This window comes from Serratia sp. (in: enterobacteria) (assembly GCF_052400455.1).
In the GTDB taxonomy this organism is placed as follows: Bacteria; Pseudomonadota; Gammaproteobacteria; order Enterobacterales; family Enterobacteriaceae; genus Serratia; species Serratia ureilytica.
In genome coordinates, this window is record NZ_CP185812.1 from 1,762,854 (window position 1) to 1,785,187 (window position 22,334).

Annotated in this window: 16 protein-coding genes and 1 pseudogene; 15 read left to right on the top strand and 2 right to left on the bottom strand. The window is 59.0% G+C overall.

Translation table 11 applies throughout. The annotated features are described in order from the left end of the window. Positions 1 to 169: 169 nt before the first annotated feature. The 3 genes and pseudogenes from ACORQT_RS08405 (at position 170) to lpxK (ending at position 5,164) form a co-directional block, all read left to right on the top strand. Positions 170 to 2,400 (top strand): annotated as a pseudogene (locus ACORQT_RS08405) (ComEC family protein). 35 nt (positions 2,401 to 2,435) lie between these two features. After that, complete coding sequence (gene msbA, locus ACORQT_RS08410; RefSeq protein ID WP_033642563.1) at positions 2,436 to 4,184, top strand: lipid A ABC transporter ATP-binding protein/permease MsbA; 1,749 nt, start codon at positions 2,436 to 2,438, stop codon at positions 4,182 to 4,184. Then, entirely contained in the window at positions 4,184 to 5,164 is a 981-nt protein-coding gene (gene lpxK / locus ACORQT_RS08415; RefSeq protein WP_164057180.1) for a tetraacyldisaccharide 4'-kinase, read from the top strand. The genes msbA and lpxK overlap by 1 nt, the downstream gene beginning before the upstream one ends. A gap of 2 nt (positions 5,165 to 5,166) precedes the next feature. On the opposite strand, the gene hglS is transcribed toward lpxK, so the two are convergent. Then, the gene (hglS, locus tag ACORQT_RS08420) at positions 5,167 to 6,573 is read right to left on the bottom strand and encodes a 2-oxoadipate dioxygenase/decarboxylase HglS (protein WP_060659708.1); all 1,407 of its coding nucleotides are present in this window, start codon (positions 6,571 to 6,573) and stop codon (positions 5,167 to 5,169) included. A 525-nt stretch (positions 6,574 to 7,098) separates the two neighbouring features. Here hglS and cspE point away from each other — a divergent pair. The 6 genes from cspE to ACORQT_RS08450 all read left to right on the top strand — a co-directional run bounded on the left by cspE (position 7,099) and on the right by ACORQT_RS08450 (position 11,367). Beyond that, positions 7,099 to 7,308 carry a transcription antiterminator/RNA stability regulator CspE gene (cspE, locus tag ACORQT_RS08425; protein ID WP_004928244.1) on the top strand — a complete coding sequence of 70 codons (210 nt, stop codon included), beginning with the start codon at positions 7,099 to 7,101 and terminating at the stop codon, positions 7,306 to 7,308. Between the two features lie 222 nt (positions 7,309 to 7,530). Then, entirely contained in the window at positions 7,531 to 7,752 is a 222-nt protein-coding gene (locus ACORQT_RS08430; protein ID WP_004928241.1) for a cold-shock protein, read from the top strand. A 113-nt stretch (positions 7,753 to 7,865) separates the two neighbouring features. Next, positions 7,866 to 9,092: a winged helix-turn-helix domain-containing protein gene (locus tag ACORQT_RS08435; protein ID WP_164057179.1), complete on the top strand. Its 1,227-nt coding sequence runs from the start codon at positions 7,866 to 7,868 to the stop codon at positions 9,090 to 9,092. Positions 9,093 to 9,389: 297 nt separating this feature from the next. Beyond that, positions 9,390 to 9,572, top strand: a complete 183-nt coding sequence (locus ACORQT_RS08440; protein WP_004928237.1) for a Trm112 family protein — start codon at positions 9,390 to 9,392, stop codon at positions 9,570 to 9,572. Then, positions 9,569 to 10,318: a 3-deoxy-manno-octulosonate cytidylyltransferase gene (kdsB, locus tag ACORQT_RS08445; RefSeq protein ID WP_033642567.1), complete on the top strand. Its 750-nt coding sequence runs from the start codon at positions 9,569 to 9,571 to the stop codon at positions 10,316 to 10,318. Before ACORQT_RS08440 ends, kdsB begins: the two co-directional genes overlap by 4 nt. A gap of 152 nt (positions 10,319 to 10,470) precedes the next feature. After that, entirely contained in the window at positions 10,471 to 11,367 is an 897-nt protein-coding gene (locus tag ACORQT_RS08450; protein ID WP_047024941.1) for a YcbJ family phosphotransferase, read from the top strand. A gap of 8 nt (positions 11,368 to 11,375) precedes the next feature. Here ACORQT_RS08450 and elyC read toward each other — a convergent pair whose 3' ends face one another. Beyond that, the gene (gene elyC / locus ACORQT_RS08455; RefSeq protein WP_042784114.1) at positions 11,376 to 12,149 is read right to left on the bottom strand and encodes an envelope biogenesis factor ElyC; all 774 of its coding nucleotides are present in this window, start codon (positions 12,147 to 12,149) and stop codon (positions 11,376 to 11,378) included. A gap of 152 nt (positions 12,150 to 12,301) precedes the next feature. Here elyC and cmoM point away from each other — a divergent pair, with 152 nt between their 5' ends. The 6 genes from cmoM to ACORQT_RS08485 all read left to right on the top strand — a co-directional run bounded on the left by cmoM (position 12,302) and on the right by ACORQT_RS08485 (position 22,319). Then, complete coding sequence (cmoM, locus tag ACORQT_RS08460; RefSeq protein ID WP_033642570.1) at positions 12,302 to 13,087, top strand: tRNA uridine 5-oxyacetic acid(34) methyltransferase CmoM; 786 nt, start codon at positions 12,302 to 12,304, stop codon at positions 13,085 to 13,087. Further along, entirely contained in the window at positions 13,084 to 14,406 is a 1,323-nt protein-coding gene (mukF, locus tag ACORQT_RS08465; protein WP_004928228.1) for a chromosome partition protein MukF, read from the top strand. Before cmoM ends, mukF begins: the two co-directional genes overlap by 4 nt. Further along, positions 14,387 to 15,115, top strand: a complete 729-nt coding sequence (gene mukE, locus ACORQT_RS08470) for a chromosome partition protein MukE (protein ID WP_004928226.1) — start codon at positions 14,387 to 14,389, stop codon at positions 15,113 to 15,115. Before mukF ends, mukE begins: the two co-directional genes overlap by 20 nt. Next, a complete protein-coding gene (mukB, locus tag ACORQT_RS08475; RefSeq protein WP_444859358.1) occupies positions 15,112 to 19,560 on the top strand; it encodes a chromosome partition protein MukB in 4,449 nt (1,482 codons plus the stop codon). Before mukE ends, mukB begins: the two co-directional genes overlap by 4 nt. A 221-nt stretch (positions 19,561 to 19,781) precedes the next feature. After that, complete coding sequence (ldtD, locus tag ACORQT_RS08480; protein ID WP_071991639.1) at positions 19,782 to 21,590, top strand: L,D-transpeptidase; 1,809 nt, start codon at positions 19,782 to 19,784, stop codon at positions 21,588 to 21,590. Between the two features lie 180 nt (positions 21,591 to 21,770). Then, positions 21,771 to 22,319, top strand: coding sequence for a YcbK family protein (locus tag ACORQT_RS08485; RefSeq protein ID WP_004928217.1), 549 nt, complete (start codon positions 21,771 to 21,773; stop codon positions 22,317 to 22,319). Positions 22,320 to 22,334 lie beyond the last annotated feature (15 nt).

Consider the following 22,334-nt stretch of genomic DNA (forward strand, 5'->3'; position numbering starts at 1 on the left):
TCTTATCCTGCCATGTTCAGCGCATCTTCGTTAAAGCCCGCTGGCGGCGACATGTCGCCTGAATGATCCTGCTTGCTTGCCGTGACGCGTCTTTGCTCATGGCGGAGCCGATGGGAGAAAAGCGATCAAAATTTCGCTGGATCTGGCGATATTCGCCGTTATCTGCGGCATCCTGCCGCTGTTGGTTTTACCACAGTTGCCTGAGCAATGGCTGCTGTGGCCGCTTTTGCTTGTTGTCTGTTTACTGCTGCGCACGCGCAGGCCAGTCTGCCGTTATTTGGCCTACCTGGGGTTGGGGGTCGCGTGGGCGGTTTTCAACGCCGGAAGCCTGATCGGGCAAATGGAGCGTTTGAGCCGCGGGCCGGAAGTGACGGCGGTGGTGCAGGTAAGCAGCATCGCGTTGAATCCGGCCGCCAGCAAGCAGACGCTAATGCGTATCGAGCGGATCGATGGCCATTGGCTGGCGCCTGCATTGATGTTTACCACGCTATGGGCCCCGGAACAGCAGCGGCTGTGCGCCGGGCAGCGTTGGCAATTGAAACTGCGCTTGCGGCCGGTGCACGGCAAGCTCAATGAAGGGGGCTTCGACAGCCAACGTTGGGCGATCGCACAGCGCCAGCCGTTGACGGGCCTGGTCAGGCAGGCCCGTTTGCTGGATGGCGGTTGTAGCCTGCGTCAGCGCATAATCAGCCATGCGGAAACCAACATCGGTGAGCTGCGTTACAAGGCGGTATTGTTGGCGCTGGCATTTGGGGAGCGAACCGCGCTGGAACAGCCTTTACGCACGCTGATGCTGAAAACCGGCATTGCGCATTTAATGGCCATTTCAGGGCTTCATGTGGCGATGGTCGCCATTTTGTTCTGGGCTGCGCTGCGGGCGCTGCAGTTTTTTCTGCCCTCCCATCTGATTGGCTATCGTTTTCCTCTGGTCGCGGGCTGGCTGGCGACGCTGATCTATGTCTGGTTGGTGGGCGCCCAGCCGCCGGCGGTGCGTACCGTGTTGGCCATGACATTGTGGATGTTGCTGCGCCTACGCGGCGTTCATTGTTCTTCCTGGCAGGTGTGGCTATGGTGTATCGGGCTGATTTTGCTGTGCGATCCGCTGGCGGTATTGTCAGACAGTTTCTGGCTATCGGTGCTGGCGGTAGGTTGCCTGATTTTTTGGTTTGAATGGGCGCCGCTCGGTGAGCGATTCCGGTCGGCCTGGTATTGGGCGCCGGTGCGCTGGCTGCATATTCAGCTCGGCATGACGCTGCTGCTGGTGCCGATGCAGGCCGCGCTGTTTCTGGGCCTGACGCTGACCTCGCTACCCGCCAATCTGTGGGCGGTACCTATTGTCTCATTGGTGACGGTGCCGCTGATTTTGCTGGCGGTGATATTTGGCTTCTTTCCCTCGTTAAGCTACGGGCTATGGTGGCTGGCGGACGTAACGCTGCACTGGGTGTTTGTGCCGCTGCATTACCTGCAACGCGGTTGGGTGGATCTGGGGGCTGCCTCGCTGCTGGCCAGCGCGGCGGGGTGGCTCATCGTCGTCTGTTGGCGCTTTCATTGGTGGCGGCGTTATGCACCGGGGCTGGCGACGATAGCGATATGCTGTGTGCTGTGGCGGGAAAAAGAGCCGGGATACCGCTGGCGAGTCGATATGCTCGATGTCGGGCACGGCTTGGCGGTGGTCATTGAGCGAAACGGCAAGGGAATACTGTACGATACCGGCGATCGTTGGCCGGGCGGCAGCGCCGCCGAACGGCATATTTTGCCAATGTTGAACTGGCGGGGGATTGAATTGGAACAGATCATTATCAGCCATGATCATCTCGATCATACCGGTGGCCTGCCGACGGTGCGACGGGCGTTTCCAGGGGCTACGATACGCAGCCCGATGCGCGGGGAGGGGCACTTGCCCTGCGTCGCCGGTGAGCGCTGGCGCTGGCAGGGGTTGCAATTCGAAGTGCTGTGGCCGCCGAAAACGCGTAAAAAGCCGGGCAATGACGACTCTTGCGTGATCCGTATCGACGACGGGAAATACAGCCTGCTGCTGACCGGCGACGCGGAAAAAAGGCGGAGGCGCAGCTGCTCCGATTGCGGCGCGATCGCTTGGCGGCGACGGTGTTGCAGGTGGGGCATCATGGCAGCAAAACCTCTTCCACGCCGCCGTTTCTGCGCGCGATCAATCCTCAGGCGGCATTGGCGTCAGCATCTCGTTACAACAAATGGCGTTTGCCGGCGCGTAAAGTGGTCGCCAGATACCGGGCAAATGGCATTATATGGCGCGATACGACGCGCTCCGGCCAGTTATCGGTACTTTTTTTCGACAACGATTGGCAAATTAAGGGCTTTCGCGAACAATTAATGCCCCGTTGGTACCATCAGCGGTTTGGCGTAGAGGGTGATAATGAGTAAAATAGGCCGCTATTTCTTCCGATGCTGGTATTTGCATGATGAATGATAAAGATCTCTCGACCTGGCAGACATTCCGTCGACTCTGGCCGATGATCACTCCTTTTAAGACCGGGCTGATTGTAGCCGCCATTGCGTTGATTATGAACGCAGCGGGGGACACGCTGATGCTGTCTCTGCTTAAACCGCTATTGGACGATGGGTTTGGAAAAACCGACAGCAGCGTGCTGGTGTGGATGCCGTTGGCCGTCATCGCGCTGATGTTGATGCGCGGCGTAACCAGCTTTGTTTCAAGCTACTGCATTTCCTGGGTTTCCGGCATGGTGGTGATGCAGATGCGCCGCCGCCTGTTTGGCCACATGATGAGAATGCCGGTGGCCTTCTTCGATCAACAGTCCACCGGGACCCTGTTGTCGCGCATTACCTATGATTCCGAACAGGTGGCTTCCTCCTCTTCCAGCGCGCTGGTGACCGTGGTGCGCGAAGGGGCTTCGATCATTGGCCTGTTCATCATGATGTTCTATTACAGCTGGCAGCTGTCGGTGATCCTGATCGTGCTGGCGCCGATCGTCTCCATTGCCATTCGCCTGGTGTCCAAGCGCTTCCGCAACATCAGTAAGAACATGCAGAACACGATGGGGCAGGTGACAACCAGCGCCGAACAGATGCTGAAAGGCCATAAAGAAGTGCTGATCTTCGGCGGCCAGCAGGTGGAAACCGAGCGCTTTAATTCGGTCAGCAACCGCATGCGTCAGCAAGGCATGAAGCTGGTTTCCGCGTCTTCGATTTCCGATCCGATCATTCAGCTGATCGCTTCGCTGGCGCTGGCGTTCGTGCTGTTTGCCGCCAGCTTCCCAAGCGTGATGGAAACCCTGACCGCCGGTACCATTACCGTGGTGTTCTCGTCGATGATTGCGCTGATGCGTCCGCTGAAGTCGCTGACCAACGTCAATGCCCAGTTCCAACGCGGGATGGCGGCTTGCCAGACGCTGTTCTCCATTTTGGATATGGAACAGGAAAAAGATACCGGCACCCGCGAAGTGAAGCGCGCGAAAGGCGATATCGAATTCCGCAATGTCACCTTCTACTACCCGTCGAAGGAAACGCCGGCGCTGCGTGATATCAACCTGAACATCGCCGAAGGCAAGACCGTAGCGCTGGTGGGCCGTTCCGGTTCGGGGAAATCGACCATCGCCAACCTGTTGACGCGTTTCTATGATATCCAGGAAGGCGAAATTCTGATGGATGGCCACGATCTGCGCGAATACACCCTGGCTTCACTGCGTAATCAGGTGGCCCTGGTTTCGCAAAACGTGCACCTGTTCAACGACACCATCGCCAACAATATTGCCTATGCGCGTGAGAGCGAATACAGCCGCGAGCAGATCGAGAAAGCGGCCGAAATGGCGTACGCGATGGACTTCATCAACAAGATGGAAAACGGCCTGGATACGGTGATCGGTGAGAACGGCGTCATGCTGTCCGGCGGCCAACGCCAGCGCATCGCCATCGCGCGCGCGCTGCTGCGTGACTGCCCGATCCTGATCCTGGATGAGGCGACCTCTGCGCTGGATACCGAGTCCGAGCGAGCCATTCAGGCCGCGCTGGACGAACTGCAGAAAGACCGAACTTCACTGGTGATCGCGCACCGTCTGTCGACCATTGAAAAGGCGGACGAGATCCTGGTGGTGGAAGACGGCCGCATCGTCGAACGCGGTGAGCACGCCGAGTTGCTTGAGCGGCAGGGCGCCTATGCGCAGCTGCACCGCATGCAGTTTGGTCAATAATGATTGAGCGCATCTGGTCCGGCGGTTCGCTGCTTTATCTGGCGCTATTGCCGCTCTCGTGGCTGTATGGCCTGTTCAGTTGGCTGATCCGCCTCAGTTACCGCTGCGGCCTGCGTAAAAGTTGGCGTTCGCCGGTGCCGGTCGTGGTGGTGGGTAATCTCACCGCCGGCGGCAACGGCAAAACGCCGATGGTGATCTGGCTGGTGGAGCACCTGCAGCAACTGGGCTACCGCGTTGGGGTGGTGTCGCGCGGCTACGGCGGCAAGTCGGCGGTCTATCCTCTGGTGCTGGGTCAGAATACGTCGACCCGCGAGGCGGGTGATGAGCCGGTGCTGATTTATCAGCGTACCGGGGCGCCCGTGGCGATCGCGCCCAAGCGCGCCGAGGCGGTGCAGGCTCTGCTGCAACAACAGCCGCTGGATGTGATCATCACCGACGACGGCTTGCAGCACTACGCTTTACAGCGTGACTTCGAGCTGGTGGTCATTGACGGTGTGCGTCGATTCGGTAACGGCTGGTGGTTGCCGGCCGGGCCGATGCGCGAGCGCGCTGCGCGACTTGGCAGCGTCGATGCGCGCGTCGCCAATGGCGGCGTGGCGCAGGCCGGGGAAATTGCCATGCGTCTGCAGGCGCGTGATGCGGTGAACCTGCTGAGCGGTGAACGTCGCCCGGTGGCCGAGCTGCCGCGCGTGGTGGCGATGGCGGGTATCGGCCATCCGCCGCGTTTCTTCGCGACGTTGGAAAAGTTGAACGTCGAAGTCGTGCAGGAAGTGGCGTTTGCCGATCATCAGGAATATCAGCAGGCGCAGCTGGCGGCGTTGGTTAATGCAGATCAAACGCTGTTGATGACGGAGAAGGACGCGGTGAAGTGTCGCGCCTTTGCCCAGCCCAATTGGTGGTATCTACCGGTTGATGCGGTGCTACCGTCCGCTCAGGCTGAGCAACTGCTGCAGGATATCGAGTCCCTGCTGTCTAAGTAATCTCAGGATGCCAGCGTGACAAGCCCCAAGGCTTGCGCGCAGGCTTCCAGCGAGCGCTGCTGGGTTTGCTGATACAGCGCCAGCTCGTCGATCACCTCACTGCCCAACGCTTGTTCAAACGCTGCCCGGCTTGACGCCGCATTGTACTGTGTATGGCGGCTGTCCCCCAGATTCGATTGGAAAATCCCCGCCGCGCTGACCGGCAGAAAATCTTCATATACCAGTGGCTGGAAGCGAACGTGTTCTTTCTCGATCAGTTGCTCCAGGGTGCTGTGCTTATCCAGTGATTCTTTGGCCGCCAGACCGCATTCGGTCGGGAAATAGCGGAACCAGGCCAGCTGTTGCTCGCGCAGCGTGGCGTAATCATCCGGAAACGCCCGGAAGTTTTCTTCCAGCAGCTGATAATAGCGTTCGGCATTTTTCTCGCTCGGCGGCGCCTGCAGCGCATCGTTGGTGGCCTTCAGCAGGCGGTCGTAGAGTTCTCTTCCTTTAGTCGTCAGCGCCACACCGCGCTGTTCAATCTCGCCGAAGCGCGCGGTATGATGACCGGCGACGACGCGGCCGTCATGCTCGACGAAATCGACGCGTTCTTCCAACGCCTTGAAGCTGGTCTGGCGCAGCAGGATCGCGCGACGGCGACGCGGCGGGCCCTCAATGACCGCCTTGGGCGTAATGCCGCGGGCGGGCATCGCCTGCTGAACGCGATCGATATCCAGCGTGCGCGGTGTCAGATGATTGATATGCGGCCCTTTAAACGCCACCACGTCGGCGATCAAGCGATGCTGATCGTGCAACTGCCGGTATTCTTCGGCGCTGACCGTCGCCTGGTTGTGCCAGCGGAAGGTTTCCAGCGCTTGTTCGACAAATTCTTGCGCCTGCACTTCATTCAGCCCGCCTTGCGCTTCCTGCAGCGCGATCAGTTCCAACGCGCGATCGGTAAAGATGCGGCGGCGCGCCAGCAAGCGCTCGGCCAGCTCACGCAGCGCGGGATCTTCTATCAGCTCCAGGCGCAGCAGGGAGGTAAACACGCGGAACGGACTGATTTGCAGGGCGTCTTCGTGTACGGCGCGAAAGGCGGTCGAGTGGACGGGAACGCCTGCCACCGACAAATCATAGTAACCGACCGGCGCCATGCCCATCACCTGGAACAGACGGCGCAGGGTAGCCAGTTCGTCCGCCGTGCCGACCCGGATCGCGCCGTGGCGCTCCATCGCAAGGCGTTCGATCTCGCCGGTGATTTGCAGTTGATGAGCCAGTGCGGCATCTTCGCGCAGAACCTGTCGGTTGGTTTCCGCCACCAGTTCCAGCAGATCGCCGTACAGCGGTACCTCTTTTTGGTACATGTCCGACATCGCATGAGAGAATCTGGCGCGGATTTCATTAGGTGAAACGAACTGCTGGGCGGTCATGCGCATAGCTCCTTGATTCAGCATAATCTGAAAAATAGTGTTTTTAGCGGCAAAAGTGCTGGCGAAAAAGCCGTCTGCCTTGTTTTCCCCTCAAGTTTAGCCATCTGATTTGGGATTTGTTATAGACGTGGCAAGCATATTAGAGTTTTATGCGTTAGCTCTCATTTGCAGCGCACGGACGGACAAATGATGCCCCGGTGAGGAGGGGAACGCGATGGATCGGCCGCGGCGAGCGTTAAATTAAGTCATGCATATTCAGGGGGATAAAAATAAATTCGGCGTATTTATGAATTTAATGCAATAAACCCCTTGTGCATTCACCATTTTTATGAGTAAATGCAAGTCGGCCTGTGATCCAGACCTATTTATGTTCGAGTTTAGAGTTAAGCAGTTCCTCCAAAAACGTTATCATCCGATTCCGCTTCAAAGACGAACCTTCTAAGTACCTCCCATAAGTAATGTTTCTGAAATGGCCGCAATTGCCTCTTATGGCAGATTTTGTAAATATATTTAAAGGTAAAAGTAATGTCTAAGAAGACGGGTCAAGTTAAGTGGTTCAACGAAAGCAAAGGTTTTGGTTTCATTGAGCAGCACGATGGCGGCAAAGATGTATTCGTACACTTCTCCGCAATCATGACCGACGGTTTCAAGACCCTGGCTGAAGGCCAGCGCGTCGAGTACACCATCCAGGACAGCCCGCGCGGGCCGGCTGCCGCCAACGTAGTTGCTCTGTAAGAAGACAGGGAACGCGTATAAAGAGATCTTAATACAACCATGGTGACGCTTCAGCGCTGAGTCATGCGGAAGATATTAAGTTCAACAAGCCCGCCTTAGTGCGGGTTTTTTAATTTTTGCTCACGAGAGGTTTGTTACGAAAAACTTTAGGATGGGCTGGTAGCGTCCAGACAATATAAAAAATGACGTTGTCAAGGATGCTCAAGTAAAAGGATATAAGTTATGTTTAAAAATACTGTGTTAAAAATGGGCCGTGTGAAATGGTTTAATCAGGCCGAAGGCTATGGTTTTATTTCACCGGTAGATGGCAGCGACGAAATCTATGTCAATCGCAACGCTATCGCCAACACCAAAAATAAGTCGTTGAACGAAGGTCAGAACGTTGAGTTCTCGATCTATCGCAGCTCGCATGGGCTGTCCGCGGCAGACGTTATCGCGTTCTGATCGCATCCTCCTTCCTCGCCAGTGCCGGTGTCGCCACCCGCAAGCACTGGCGAAGATAAATCCCGCGATATCCACTATTATCAGGCCATTGCCTACTCGCCACGGATATCAGGATGACCACCCCGACCATTTCCCTTACCGCCGCTCGCGCGCTGCACCTTGCCGCCCAGGGGCTGCTTTCTCCGCTTAAACGCCAGGCTCGGCCCGATGACGTCGTGAGTGCGATCCAGCGCATGGGGCTGTTACAAATCGATACCATTAGCGTCGTTGCTCGCAGCCCGTATCTGGTGCTGTTCAGCCGTTTGGGAGCCTATCAGCCGGAGTGGCTTGAACAGGCGCTCGCCGGCCGCAAGCTGTTCGAGTATTGGGCGCACGAGGCCTGTTTCCTGCCGATCGAAGATTTTGGTCTGCTGCGCCACCGCATGCTAGCGCCGCATGATATGGGCTGGAAATACTCCGCCGACTGGGTGCAGCAGCATCAGGCCGCGATAGACAGCTTGCTGCGGCACATCGAACAACAGGGGCCGGTGCGCTCCGCGGATTTCAGCGCCGAGAAGAAGGGCAACAGCGGGTGGTGGGACTGGAAACCAGAGAAACGGCATCTGGAGATCCTGTTTACCGCCGGCAAGCTGATGGTGGCCGAACGTCGCAATTTCCACCGGGTTTACGATCTGACCGAAAGGCTGCTGCCGGCCTGGGACGATGCGCGGCATGCGCTGCCCGTGGAGCAGGCGCGCCGGCAGATGCTGTGCCGCACCTGCCGCTATCTGGGCATTTTCCGCGCCGAGTGGTTGGCGGACTACTATCGGCTGAAGCGCGTGGCGCCAAAAGCCTTGCTGGCAGCGCTGCAGGAGCAGGGCGAGATTACGCCGGTGCGGGTCGAGGGGCTGGAAGGGCCGTTTTATGTGCATGAATCACTGGCGGAACTGCTGCCGCTGGCGGAGCAGGGCAAACTCAAATCGACGGTCACCAGCCTGTTGTCGCCTTTTGATCCGGTGGTGTGGGATCGTCGTCGGGCGCTGGAGCTGTTCAACTTTGACTATCGGCTGGAGTGTTACACGCCGAAAGAAAAACGCCGCTACGGTTACTTCACGTTGCCGGTGCTGCATCGGGGCGATCTGGTGGGGCGGATTGATGCCAAGGCGCACCGGCGCCAGGGCATCTTCGAGATCATCAGTTTCCATGCGGAGCCGCAGGTGCGCTTCGGCAAACAGCGAACGCAGGATATCCGGCAAGCCATCGCGCGTACGGCTCATTGGCACGGCGCGCAACGCGTTGCGCTGGGCGACATTCCGGCGGCGTTGGCCGCTGAATGGGGAGCCGGCTGGGAAGTGGGATAACGAGCGACGCCGTCGGTGGGGTAAAACGAAGTTAAGCGCCGCTCGTTACAAAGGGGGCTCAGTGGCTGAAGTTAGCGAACAGAGCGATGATTTTATGCAGACGTTTGATCACGTATTACGGTCTTTTTTGTGATTTTAATCACAAAATTCTACGCCGTGTGGCGCCGCAGTTCAAGCCGTTGCGCGGGCGCCATGAGGAAATATCGGCGGCTTGGCGCCGCCGATGATTAACCTGAGGCCGGGCGTTATGCTATCCTCACAGCCTTCCCAGATGACCTATCCCCTTGCGGAGGATGCATGGACCACCGTTTACTCGAAATCGTTGCCTGCCCGGTATGCAACGGCAAACTCTATTTCAATAAAGAAAACCAGGAGCTGGTGTGCAAAGCGGACGGGTTGGCTTACCCGCTGCGCGACGGCATTCCGGTGCTGTTGGAAAATGAAGCGCGTGCGCTGTCGCTGGACGAGAAGCACGCATGAGTTTTATCGCTATTATTCCCGCCCGCTACGCCTCAACCCGTTTGCCGGGCAAACCGCTGGCCGATATTCACGGCAAGCCGATGGTGGTGCACGTGATGGAACGCGCCCGTGAGTCCGGCGCCAGCCGGGTCATCGTGGCGACCGATCACCCTGAAGTCGCCAAAGCGGTAGAAGCCGCCGGCGGCGAAGTGTGCATGACCAGCCCGGATCACCATTCCGGCACCGAGCGTTTGGCGGAAGTGATCGCGCACTACGGCTTTGCCGACGACCAGATCATCGTTAACGTGCAGGGCGATGAGCCGCTGATCCCACCCGTTATCGTGCGGCAGGTGGCGGAAAACCTGGCGGGCAGCCAGGCCGGCATGGCGACATTGGCGGTGCCGATCGACAGCGCCGAAGAGGCATTCAACCCCAATGCGGTGAAGGTCGTGATGGACGCGCAGGGCTACGCGCTCTACTTCTCGCGCGCCACCATTCCCTGGGATCGCGAGCGTTTCGCCGCATCGAAGGAGAGCATCGGCGACAGCCTGCTGCGCCACATCGGCATCTATGCGTACCGCGCCGGTTTCGTGCGCCGCTACGTCAGCTGGGCGCCGAGCCAGCTGGAGCAGATCGAGCTGTTGGAACAGCTGCGCGTGCTGTGGTACGGTGAAAAAATCCACGTGGCGGTCGCGAAAGCGGTCCCGAGCGTGGGGGTCGATACGCCGGAAGATCTCCAGCGCGTGCGCGACAGCATTCAACCCTGAGCCTGATTTCGTCGGCGCGGCGCGCAACGCGCCGACGATGCAATACCTCCCATTATTGATCCCCGTTTTGTTGATCTGCGTTGAAGAATTTTTCCGCTCACCGTTCGATGATGTTACGCATACCCCCCTTATTAGCCTGAGGTGAATGCCTTATGGAGCAGTTACGCGCCGAACTGAGCATCGTGCTGGGTGAGTCCGTCAGCCGGCTGGAGCGGGTGAGCGAGCAGCCTTATGCGCACATGTATTCACTGTACGATCGCCAGGGCAACGCTATCCCGCTGATGGCGAAAAGTTTTATCTGCCAGGGCATCGCCCAGCAGGAGGCGTACAAGCTGTCGATGCTGGCGCGCGACGGGGATATCCGCCTGCCCACGGTGTACGGCGTGGTATGCACCCACCAGGCGCCGTATACGGAAATCCTGCTGATCGAGCGTCTGCGCGGCGTGTCGGCCGAAGCGCCAACGCGTTCGCCGGATCGCTGGAACATGTTAATGGAGCAGATCGTTGACGGGATGTTGGCCTGGCACCGCATCGACAGCCATGGCAGCGTCGGCACCGTTGACAGTACGCAGGAGAATGACTGGTTTTGCTGGTATCAACAGCGGGTCGAAGTGCTGTGGGCGACGGTGGTCAATCTCACTACCCCGCAGCTGACCATGGCAGATCGGCGTTTGCTGTATCGCACGCGCGAAGCGCTGACCCATTTCTTCGTCGGTTTCGACGATCCCTGCGTCCTGGTGCACGGTAACCTGTCGCTGCGCAGCATGTTGAAAGATCCCAAAAGCGATCAGCTGTTGGCGATGCTTAATCCCGGTGTGGTGCTGTGGGCGCCGCGCGAATACGATCTTTTCCGCCTCTGTGAAGCGGGCATGCCCAGCCAACTGTTGTTCAGCTATCTGCAGCGGGCGCCGGTCGCCGACGCTTTCCTGGCGCGGCGCTGGCTGTACGTGGTGTGGGAAGCGGTAGGGCGTTTGATCCATACCGGCAAGCTGGAGCGGCAGCTGTTCGACTATGCGTCGCAACAGCTGCTGCCCTGGCTGGCCGGTTGAACGGGGCCTTACTCGGCGCCGGCGCTATCCGCGCCTTTCAGCCGCTGCCACAGACTGCCCAGCGTTTCATACCAGGCGCGCTCGGTATGGCCGAGGAACATGGACGACGGCGTGGCGCGATCCCAGATATTCAGCGGCGAGTCGATAGCCAATTGGTTGGCCGGGGCCGGGATCGGGTGCAGGCCCTTAGCCTCGAAGAAACGCATGGCGCGCGGCAGATGGTTGGCGGAAGTCACCAGAAGGAAGGGGTGTTCGCCGACCAACTTGGCGACCTGAGCGGCTTCTTCCTCGGTATCGCGCGGTTCCCCCAGGATCACCATGTCGCTGCGCGGCACGCCCAGGCTTTCCGCTACCAGCGCTGCCGTGGCGGCGTTGCTCTGCATGCGTCCGCCGGGCGCGCCGGTAAACACCATCCTGGCGCCAGGGTGCGCCAGATAGAGCCGCACGCCCTCCGTCACGCGCGGCAGACTGTTGCCGAGCAGGTTCGAGCTGGGTGCCCAGTCGGGATTGTAGGTATAGCCTCCGCCCAACACCACGATGTAGCTGACCGCATCGTTGCCGCGATATGTCTGGTATTCGGCTTCGATCGGCCGCAGCAGGCGGTCGGCCACCGGTTGCAGGCTGAAAAGCAGTAAAAACAGCCAGCTCAGCGTGAAAATCGTCTTACCGCTTTTTTGCCAGCGGGTGAACCACAGCAGCAGCAGCGCCAGCCCCATCAGCAGCATCAACAGCGGCAGCGGCATCAGCAGAGCGCCAAAGAACTTTTTCAGGTTGAACAGCATCGAAAATCAGATCCTTTTGAGTGAAAAAACGGCATCCAGGCATAAACAGGCCGCAAGAAGATACATTCTAAGCCAGTCTGTGCCAAAATAGCAGGTTTGAATGGGCGTGCGCTTTGCCGCCGACAAGACTGAGATCAGCGGAGCCGTTGTCCATGCAGGATCGTAATTTTGACGATATTGCTGAAAAATTTGCGCGTAATATTTACGGCACCACGAAAGGAAAAATCCGCCAGGCGGTGGTTTGGCAGGATCTGACCGGGCTGCTGGCCCAGTTGCCGCAGCGGCCGCTGCGCATCCTTGATGCCGGGGGCGGTGAAGGCCATATGGCTTGCCAACTGGCAGAATTAGGACATCAGGTGTTGTTGTGCGATCTTTCTGGTGAGATGATCCAGCGCGCCGCGCAGCTGGCGGAGCAGAAAGGTGTGAGCCAGAACATGCAATTCGTACAAAGTTCTGCGCAGGATATCGCTCAACATTTGGAACAGCCGGTTGATCTGATATTGTTTCATGCAGTGCTTGAATGGATCGCTGAACCCGTGGCGGCGCTGCAGGCGTTGTGCGATTGTCTGACGCCGGGCGGCGCGCTGTCGCTGATGTTCTTCAACGCCAACGGTCTCTTGATGCGTAACGTGGTGTTGGGTAACTTCCAATTGGTGGATCCCGAGGTCAGACGGCGCCGCAAGCGTTCGCTGTCGCCGCAATATCCGCACGATCCGCTATTGGTCTACGGCTGGCTGGAACAGCTGGGCATGCGCATCAGCGGCAAAACCGGCGTGCGGGTGTTCCACGACTATCTGCAGAGCAGACAGCTGCAAACCCAAAAATTTGAAGAGTTACTGGCGCTTGAACAGCACTATTGCCGGCAGGAGCCGTACGTGAGTTTGGGGCGCTATATTCACGTCATGGCGCATAAACCAAACCTGAAGGACGAACTATGAGTGAATTTTCCCAGACAGTACCCGAACTGGTCGCCTGGGCACGGAAAAATGATTTCTCTATTTCGCTCCCTACGGAGCGTCTCGCATTTCTGCTCGCTATCGCCACCCTGAATGGCGAACGGCTGGACGGCGAGATGAGCGAAGGTGAGCTGGTTGATGCATTTCGCCATGTCAGCAAGGGTTTTGAACAGACGCATGAAACGGTGGCGATGCGCGCCAACAATGCGATCAACGACATGGTGCGCCAGCGCCTGTTGAACCGCTTTACCAGCGAACTGGCGGACGGTAACGCGATTTACCGCCTGACGCCGCTGGGTATCGGCATTACCGATTACTATATTCGCCAACGCGAATTCTCCACGCTGCGTCTGTCGATGCAGCTGTCGATCGTGGCGCAGGAACTGAAGCGCGCCGCCGATGCCGCCGACGAGGGCGGCGACGATTTCCATTGGCACCGCAACGTGTTCGCGCCGTTGAAATATTCGGTGGCGGAAATCTTCGACAGCATCGACATGACGCAACGCGTGATGGACGAGCAGCAGCAGAGCGTGAAAAATGACATCGCGGCGCTGCTGAGCAAAGACTGGCGGGCGGCGATCTCCAGCTGCGAAATGCTGCTGTCGGAAACCTCAGGCACCCTGCGCGAACTGCAGGATACGCTGGATGCGGCGGGCGACAAGCTGCAGGCCAATCTGCTGCGCATCCAGGACGCAACCCTCGGCAACGTGGAGCTCGGCTTCGTCGACAAGCTGGTGTTCGATCTGCAGAGCAAGCTGGATCGCATCATCAGCTGGGGCCAGCAGGCGATCGACCTGTGGATCGGCTACGATCGTCACGTGCACAAATTTATCCGTACCGCTATCGATATGGATAAAAACCGCGTGTTCGCCCAACGCCTGCGCCAGTCGGTGCAAACCTATTTCGACCACCCGTGGGCGCTGACTCATGCCAATGCCGATCGTCTGCTGGACATGCGCGACGAAGAACTGGCGCTGCGCAGCGAGGAAGTGACCGGGGAACTGCCGCCTGATCTGGAGTTCGAAGAGTTCAGCGAGATTCGCGAACAGCTGGCGGCGATGATCGAAGAGGCGTTGAAGGTGTACCAGGAACAGCAGATGCCGCTCAACCTTGCAGCGGTGATGCGCGATTACCTGGCGCAATATCCGCGTGCGCGTCATTTCGACGTGGCACGTTTAGTGGTCGACCAGGCAGTGCGCCTCGGTGTGGCTGAAGCAGATTTCTCAGGGTTGCCGGCGGAATGGCAGGCAATCAATGATTACGGAGCCAAGGTCCAGGCCCATGTCATCGACAAATATTGAACAAGTAATGCCAGTCAAGCTGGCCAAAGCGTTGTCCAACTCGCTGTTCCCGGCGCTGGACAGCCAACTGCGCGCGGGTCGTCACATCGGTATCGATGAGCTGGACAACCACGCCTTTTTAATGGATTTCCAGGATGAGCTGGAAGAGTTTTACAACCGTTACAGCGTCGAGCTGATTCGGGCGCCGGAAGGTTTCTTCTATTTGCGCCCGCGCTCCACCACGCTGATCCCGCGTTCGGTGCTGTCCGAGCTGGATATGATGGTCGGCAAGATCTTGTGTTACCTGTATCTCAGCCCCGAGCGCCTGGCGCACGAAGGCATTTTCAGCCATCAGGAGCTGTACGATGAACTGCTGAGCCTGGCGGATGAGAACAAGCTGCTCAAGTTCGTCAACCAGCGCTCCACCGGTTCGGATCTCGATCGGCAGAAGCTGCACGAGAAGGTGCGCACCTCGCTCAACCGCCTGCGCCGCCTCGGCATGGTCTATTTCATGGGCAATGACAGCAGCAAGTTCCGCATTACCGAGGCGGTGTTCCGCTTCGGCGCCGACGTGCGCAGCGGCGACGATCCGCGTGAAGCGCAGCTGCGCATGATTCGCGACGGCGAGGCGATGCCGGTTGAAACCAGCCTGTCGCTTAACGATGAGAATGACGCTGAGGATCAGCAGGTTGATAACGCTCCTGACGGTGCAGAGGATGAACAGGAATGATTGAACGCGGTAAATTTCGCTCGCTGACGCTGGTTAACTGGAACGGCTTCTTTGCCCGCACCTTTGATCTCGATGAGCTGGTGACCACGCTGTCCGGCGGGAACGGGGCGGGGAAATCCACCACCATGGCGGCCTTCGTCACCGCACTGATCCCCGATCTGACGCTGCTGCACTTCCGTAACACCACCGAAGCGGGTGCCACCAGCGGTTCGCGCGACAAGGGCCTGCACGGCAAGCTGCGCGCCGGCGTATGTTACTCCACCCTCGACGTCGTCAACTCGCGCCACCAGCGCGTGGTGGTTGGCGTGCGTCTGCAGCAGGTGGCGGGACGCGATCGCAAGGTCGATATCAAACCTTTCACCATCCAGGGCCTGCCGACCGCGGTACAGCCGACTGAATTGCTGACCCAGACCGTGGGTGAGCGCCAGGCGCGCGTGCTGTCGCTGCAAGAGTTGAAAGAGCGCGTGGAAGAGATGGAAGGCGTGCAGTTCAAGCAGTTCAACTCGATCACCGATTACCACTCGCTGATGTTCGATCTGGGCGTGATCCCGAAACGCCTGCGTTCGTCCGCCGATCGCAGCAAATTCTATCGTCTGATTGAAGCGTCGCTGTACGGCGGCATCTCCAGCGCCATCACCCGCTCGCTGCGCGACTACCTGTTGCCGGAAAACAGCGGCGTGCGCAAGGCGTTCCAGGACATGGAAGCGGCGCTGCGCGAAAACCGCATGACGCTGGAAGCGATCCGCGTTACCCAGTCGGATCGCGACCTGTTCAAGCATTTGATCTCCGAGGCCACCTCCTATGTGGCGGCGGACTATATGCGCCACGCCAACGAACGCCGCATCCACCTGGACGGCGCGCTGGCGCTGCGCAGCGATCTGTTGGGCAGCCGCAAGCAGCTGGCCGCCGAACAGTATCGCCATGTGGAAATGGCGCGTGAGCTGAGCGAGCAGAGCGGCGCCGAATCCGATCTGGAAACCGATTACCAGGCCGCCAGCGACCACCTGAACCTGGTGCAGACGGCGATGCGTCAGCAGGAGAAGATCGAACGCTATGAAGCCGATCTGGAAGAGCTGACCTACCGCCTGGAAGAGCAGAACGAAGTGGTGGCCGAGGCGAGCGAGCAGCAGGCCGAGAACGAAGCGCGCGCCGAAGCGGCCGAGCTGGAAGTGGACGAGCTGAAGAGCCAGCTGGCCGACTACCAGCAGGCGCTTGACGTGCAGCAGACCCGCGCCATTCAGTACCAACAGGCGCTGCAGGCGTTGGAGCGCGCGCGCGCGCTGTGCCAACTGCCGGACCTGACCGCCGACAACGCTGAACAGTGGCTGGACACCTTCCAGGCTCGCGAGCAGGAGGCGACCGAAGCGCTGCTGATGCTGGAGCAGAAGCTGAGCGTGGCCGACGCCGCGCACGGCCAGTTCGAGCAGGCCTATCAGCTGGTGGGTAAAATCGCCGGCCAGGTCAGCCGCAGCGAAGCCTGGCAGTGTGCGCGCGAATTGCTGCGCGACTGGCCTTCGCAGCAACACCTCGCCGAGCGCGTTCAGCCGCTGCGTTTGCGCCTGAGCGAACTGGAACAGCGCCTGCGCTCGCAGCAGGACGCCGAACGCCTGCTGCAAGAATTTTGCAAACGCCATGGTCAGGAGTACCAGCCGGACGATCTCGACATGCTGCAGCAGGAGCTGGAAGAGCGCCTGGAAGCGCTGTCACAGAACGTCAGCGAAGCCGGTGAACGCCGCATGGAGATGCGCCAGGAGCTGGAGCAGATCCAGCAGCGCATCCGTGAGCTGACGGCGCGCGCGCCGGTGTGGCTGGCGGCGCAGGACGCCCTGAGCCAGCTCAGCGATCAGAGCGGAGAGCCGCTGGAAAACAGCCAGCAGGTGACCGAATACATGCAGCAGCTGCTGGAGCGTGAGCGTGAAACCACCGTCGAGCGCGACGAGGTGGCGGCCCGCAAGCGCGAAGTGGAAGCGCAGATCGAACGTCTCAGCCAGCCGGGCGGCGCGGAAGATCAACGTCTGGTCACTTTGGCCGAACGTTTCGGCGGCGTGTTGCTGTCGGAAATTTACGATGACGTCACCATCGACGACGCGCCTTACTTCTCGGCGCTGTACGGCCCTTCGCGCCACGCCATCGTGGTGCCGGATCTGTCGCTGGTGCGCGAGATGCTGGAAGGGCTGGAAGATTGCCCGGAAGATCTTTACCTGATCGAAGGGGATCCGCAGTCGTTCGATGACAGCGTATTCGCCGTCGAAGAGCAGGACAAAGCGGTGGTGGTGAAGATCGCCGATCGCCAGTGGCGTTATTCCCGTTACCCGGAAGTGCCGTTGTTCGGCCGCGCGGCGCGCGAAAACCGCCTGGAAGTGCTGCATGCCGAGCGTGAAACGCTGGCGGAGCGCTATGCCACGCTGTCGTTCGACGTGCAGAAAACCCAGCGTTCGCATCAGGCCTTCAGCCGCTTTATCTGCACCCATCTGGCGGTGGCGTTCGACGCTGACCCGGAAGCGGAGATCCGCAATCTGAACGCCCGTCGCGGCGAGATCGAACGTGCGCTGAACAATCACGAAGCGCAGAATCAGCAGCAGCGCCAGCAGTACGATCAGGCCAAAGAGGGCATTTCCGCGCTCAACCGCCTGATGCCGCTGGTGTCGTTGCTGAACGATGAAACGCTGCAGGATCGCGTCGACGAGATCCGTGAAGAGCTGGAAGAAGCGCAGGACGCCGCGCGCCACATTCAACAGCACGGGGTGTCGCTGACCAAACTGGAGCCGCTGCTGTCGGTGCTGCAGAGCGATCCGCAGCAGCATGAACAGCTGCAGCAGGACTACGCGCAGGCGCAAAGCGTGCAGCGTCAGGCCAAACAGCAGGCGTTCGCGTTGACAGAGGTGGTGCAGCGTCGCGCGCACTTCAGCTATACCGACTCCGCCGGCATGCAGAATGCCAACAACGATCTCAACGACAAGCTGCGCCAGCGCCTGGAACAGGCGGAAGCCGAACGCGCCCGCGCCCGTGAGCAGCTGCGTCAATATCAAACCCAGTTCACCCAATACAGCCAGGTGCTGGCCTCGCTGAAAAGCTCGTATGACGCCAAGCGCGACATGCTGAAAGAGCTGAGTCAGGAGCTGGTGGATATCGGCGTGCAGGCCGACGCCAACGCGGAAGCGCGCGCGCGTCAGCGCCGCGACGAGCTGCATGCGGCGCTGAGCAACAACCGCGCACGCCGCAATCAGTTGGAGAAACAGCTGACCTTCTGCGAAGCCGAAATGGACGGCCTGCAGAAGAAACTGCGCAAGCTGGAACGCGACTACCATCAGCTGCGCGAGCAGGTGGTGACCGCCAAGGCGGGCTGGTGCGCGGTGATGCGTCTGGTGAAAGACAACGGCGTGGAACGCCGCCTGCATCGCCGCGAGCTGGCGTATATGGATGGCGACGAGCTGCGCTCGATGTCGGATAAGGCGCTCGGCGCGCTGCGTCTGGCGGTGGCGGACAACGAACACCTGCGCGACGTGCTGCGTCTGTCGGAAGATCCGAAGCGGCCAGAGCGTAAGATTCAGTTCTATATCGCGGTGTACCAACACCTGCGCGAACGTATCCGCCAGGACATCATCCGTACCGATGATCCGGTCGAGGCCATCGAGCAGATGGAGATTGAGCTGGGCCGTCTGACCGAAGAACTGACCGCGCGCGAGCAGAAGCTGGCGATCAGTTCGAAAAGCGTGGCCAACATCATTCGCAAAACCATTCAGCGCGAGCAGAACCGCATTCGCATGCTGAACCAGGGGTTACAGGCCGTTGCTTTCGGCCAGGTGAAGAGCGTCCGTCTGAACGTCAACGTGCGCGAAGCGCACGCCACCCTGCTGGACGTGCTCTCCGAGCAGCAGGAACAGCATCAGGATCTGTTCAACAGCAACCGCCTGACCTTCTCCGAAGCGTTGGCCAAGCTGTATCAGCGTCTGAATCCGCAGATCGATATGGGGCAGCGCACGCCGCAGACCATCGGTGAGGAGTTGCTGGACTACCGCAACTACCTGGAGATGGAAGTGGAAGTGTACCGTGGCTCCGACGGCTGGCTGCGTGCGGAAAGCGGCGCCTTGTCTACCGGTGAAGCCATCGGTACCGGGATGTCAATTCTGGTGATGGTGGTGCAGAGCTGGGAAGAAGAATCCCGCCGCCTGCGCGGTAAAGACATCTCGCCATGTCGCTTGCTGTTCCTCGATGAAGCGGCGCGTCTGGATGCCAAATCGATCGCCACGCTGTTCGAGTTGTGTGACCGTTTGGAGATGCAGCTGATTATCGCGGCGCCGGAAAACATCAGTCCTGAGAAGGGCACCACCTATAAACTGGTGCGTAAGGTGTTCCAGAACCACGAGCATGTGCACGTGGTGGGGCTGCGCGGTTTCGCCAGCGAGCCGCCAGCGCTGGGTACTGCGCCGGTCGAAACGCCGTAACGCAGAAAAACGCCCTAAAAATCTGAAAATAGCCGCCGCAGGGTGGCTATTTTTTTGTGCGCGTGGATGATAGTCCTGCTTTTTTATCCGTTGAAAAGCGGTTAGTTTAATCAGATAAACAGTAATTCGACGTCCGCAGGGCGAAACGGCCTTTCTGTTTGTATACTGAAGCTATATGCAGTTTTTTGACGTTTTTTTTGTGAGCATACAGGGGGCAAGGGATGTTGCTTAAAAAGGGAAACTCTCTACGACGTTTGGCGCTGAGTGGCGCTATCGCCTGTAGTCTTGTGTCATCGTTTTCCGCATTGGCCACCGTAACGGCGTTACCGGTGGCATCAGCAGGCATGTCCGTTGCGCAGAGCCGTTCTGAACTGCTGGCCGCGTTGCCGCGCGGCATGGATCTGCACTACCTTTCCACGCTGGCGCCGCTGTATGCGGCGAATCATATGCAGCCGATGTGGCAGGATCGCGAGGCCGTTCAGCAGTTTCAACAGCAGCTGGCCGAGCTGGCGATGTCCGGCGTGCAGCCGCAGTTCACCCAATGGGTGAAGATGTTGACCAATCCGGCGCTCAATGACGTAGGCCGCGATGTGGTGCTGTCCGATGCGATGTTGGGCTATTTGCAGTTCGTGTCCGCTATCGGCGCCAACGGCACCAGTTGGCTGTACAGCAATATTCCCTACAAGCTTGGCTTGCCGCCCACTGCGGTGATCAACCAATGGCAGCTGGCGGTGCGTCAGGCGCGCACGCTGAGCTATGTGAATTCGCTCGCGCCGCAGCACCCGCAATACGCCAAGATGCATCAGGCGCTGCGCGATATGCTGGCGGATAACCGCCCCTGGCCGCAGGTGGGCAGCGGCCCGAGCCTGCGCCCAGGACAAATGAGCAACGATATTCCTGCGCTGCGTGAAATCCTGACGCGCACCGGCATGCTGGCCGCTTCGGCGCCGGAGGCCGAGCCGGAGCCGGCGGTCGTCTCGGCAAAGAGCAATGAGCCTGATGACGGCGGGCTGACGGTAGACGAAGAGAAGGGGCGTGTGACGGTCAGTCCGTCGGCGGCGCCGGTGACGGAGTTGACCGCTGAACAGACGCCGCCGCAGGTCGGCAGCGTGGTGAGCGACAACCTCTATACCAACGAGCTGGTGGAGGGCGTCAAACGTTTCCAGAAATGGCAGGGGCTGACGGCGGACGGCGTGATCGGCGTGCGCACTCGCGAGTGGCTCAACGTGTCTCCGAAAACCCGCGCCGCGCTGCTGGCGTTGAATATCCAACGTCTGCGAATTTTACCGGGGCATGTCGGCACCGGCATTATGGTGAATATTCCCAACTACTCGCTGACCTACTACCAGAACGGCAACGAAGTGCTGTCCTCCCGCGTTATCGTCGGGCGGCCGAGCCGCAAGACACCGCTGATGAGCAGCGCGTTGAACAACGTGGTGGTCAACCCGCCTTGGAACGTACCGACTACGCTGGTGCGTGAGGATATCGTGCCGAAGGCGATGCGCGACGGTAACTATTTCCAGAAACACGGCTATACCGTGCTGTCGGGTTGGAGCAACGATGCGGAGGTGATCAACCCGGCGATGATCGACTGGAGCATGGTCTCTGCGCGCAACTTCCCGTATCGCGTGCGCCAGGCGCCGGGTGCCACCAACTCGCTGGGGCGTTTCAAGTTCAATATGCCGAGTTCGGACGCGATCTACCTGCACGATACCCCGAACCACAGCCTGTTCCAGAAAGACATTCGCGCGCTCAGCTCCGGCTGCGTGCGGGTGAACAAGGCTTCCGATTTGGCGAATATGCTGCTGCAGGATGCCGGCTGGAACAATAGCCGCGTTTCCTCCACGCTGAAAGAAGGGAATACCACTTATGTGAATATTCGCCAGCGTATTCCCGTAAAACTGTATTATCTGACCGCCTGGGTTTCGGATGACGGCCAACCGCAATTCCGTACAGATATTTACAATTATGATAATACGGTGAGATCGGGCGCACAAATTTTGGCTCAGGCCAAAAAATTAATGCAGTAAATGCAGTAATTATAAATAAATAACGGTCAGAATGTTTGGCTATACCGCAGGCCCTCTTACCTGGGGGCCTGTAAACCTAGGCGTATCGCGGGTTGACTCAGCATACGCAGGCGGTTATGGTTCGGACAGTGCGCTGCTTTGTGCATTTATTTTGACATTCTTGCCGGGTTTAACAGAGTCATGGACAAAATTGATCATCATCGCCGTAAATGGCTGGCGCTAGGCGGCGCAGCTATGGGCATAGCGCTGCTTCCAGGGCAGGCGTTTGCCAGTCTTTCCACCGCTCGACCGCGTATTTTAGTGTTGAATAACCTGAATACCGGTGAATCTATTAAAGCCGAGTTCTTTGACGGCAAAGGCTACAATAAAGAAGAGTTGGTTCGGCTAAATCATCTGTTCCGCGATTATCGCGCCAACAAGGTTAAATCGATCGATCCCAGTTTGTTTGATCACCTCTATCGCCTGCAGGGGCTGCTGGGTACCAGCAAGCCGGTGCAGCTGATCTCCGGTTACCGTTCCGTAGATACCAACAACGAATTGCGTGCGCACAGCCGTGGTGTGGCCAAGCACAGCTACCATACCAAGGGCCAGGCGATGGATTTCCATATTGAAGGTATCCAATTGAGTAATATCCGTAAAGCGGCGTTAAAAATGCGCGCTGGTGGTGTAGGATATTACCCACGTAGCAACTTCGTGCACATCGATACCGGCCCGGTTCGGAGCTGGTAATCGCGGTGCCCTCAG

What these genes read in the sequence shown, in the direction of transcription:
- msbA (WP_033642563.1), top strand. Translation starts at nt 2,436, where the DNA reads ATGATGAATGATAAAGATCTCTCGACCTGGCAGACATTCCGTCGACTC.
- lpxK (WP_164057180.1), top strand. Translation starts at nt 4,184, where the DNA reads ATGATTGAGCGCATCTGGTCCGGCGGTTCGCTGCTTTATCTGGCGCTA.
- hglS (WP_060659708.1), bottom strand. Translation starts at nt 6,573, where the DNA reads ATGACCGCCCAGCAGTTCGTTTCACCTAATGAAATCCGCGCCAGATTC.
- cspE (WP_004928244.1), top strand. Translation starts at nt 7,099, where the DNA reads ATGTCTAAGAAGACGGGTCAAGTTAAGTGGTTCAACGAAAGCAAAGGT.
- ACORQT_RS08430 (WP_004928241.1), top strand. Translation starts at nt 7,531, where the DNA reads ATGTTTAAAAATACTGTGTTAAAAATGGGCCGTGTGAAATGGTTTAAT.
- ACORQT_RS08435 (WP_164057179.1), top strand. Translation starts at nt 7,866, where the DNA reads ATGACCACCCCGACCATTTCCCTTACCGCCGCTCGCGCGCTGCACCTT.
- ACORQT_RS08440 (WP_004928237.1), top strand. Translation starts at nt 9,390, where the DNA reads ATGGACCACCGTTTACTCGAAATCGTTGCCTGCCCGGTATGCAACGGC.
- kdsB (WP_033642567.1), top strand. Translation starts at nt 9,569, where the DNA reads ATGAGTTTTATCGCTATTATTCCCGCCCGCTACGCCTCAACCCGTTTG.
- ACORQT_RS08450 (WP_047024941.1), top strand. Translation starts at nt 10,471, where the DNA reads ATGGAGCAGTTACGCGCCGAACTGAGCATCGTGCTGGGTGAGTCCGTC.
- elyC (WP_042784114.1), bottom strand. Translation starts at nt 12,149, where the DNA reads ATGCTGTTCAACCTGAAAAAGTTCTTTGGCGCTCTGCTGATGCCGCTG.
- cmoM (WP_033642570.1), top strand. Translation starts at nt 12,302, where the DNA reads ATGCAGGATCGTAATTTTGACGATATTGCTGAAAAATTTGCGCGTAAT.
- mukF (WP_004928228.1), top strand. Translation starts at nt 13,084, where the DNA reads ATGAGTGAATTTTCCCAGACAGTACCCGAACTGGTCGCCTGGGCACGG.
- mukE (WP_004928226.1), top strand. Translation starts at nt 14,387, where the DNA reads ATGTCATCGACAAATATTGAACAAGTAATGCCAGTCAAGCTGGCCAAA.
- mukB (WP_444859358.1), top strand. Translation starts at nt 15,112, where the DNA reads ATGATTGAACGCGGTAAATTTCGCTCGCTGACGCTGGTTAACTGGAAC.
- ldtD (WP_071991639.1), top strand. Translation starts at nt 19,782, where the DNA reads ATGTTGCTTAAAAAGGGAAACTCTCTACGACGTTTGGCGCTGAGTGGC.
- ACORQT_RS08485 (WP_004928217.1), top strand. Translation starts at nt 21,771, where the DNA reads ATGGACAAAATTGATCATCATCGCCGTAAATGGCTGGCGCTAGGCGGC.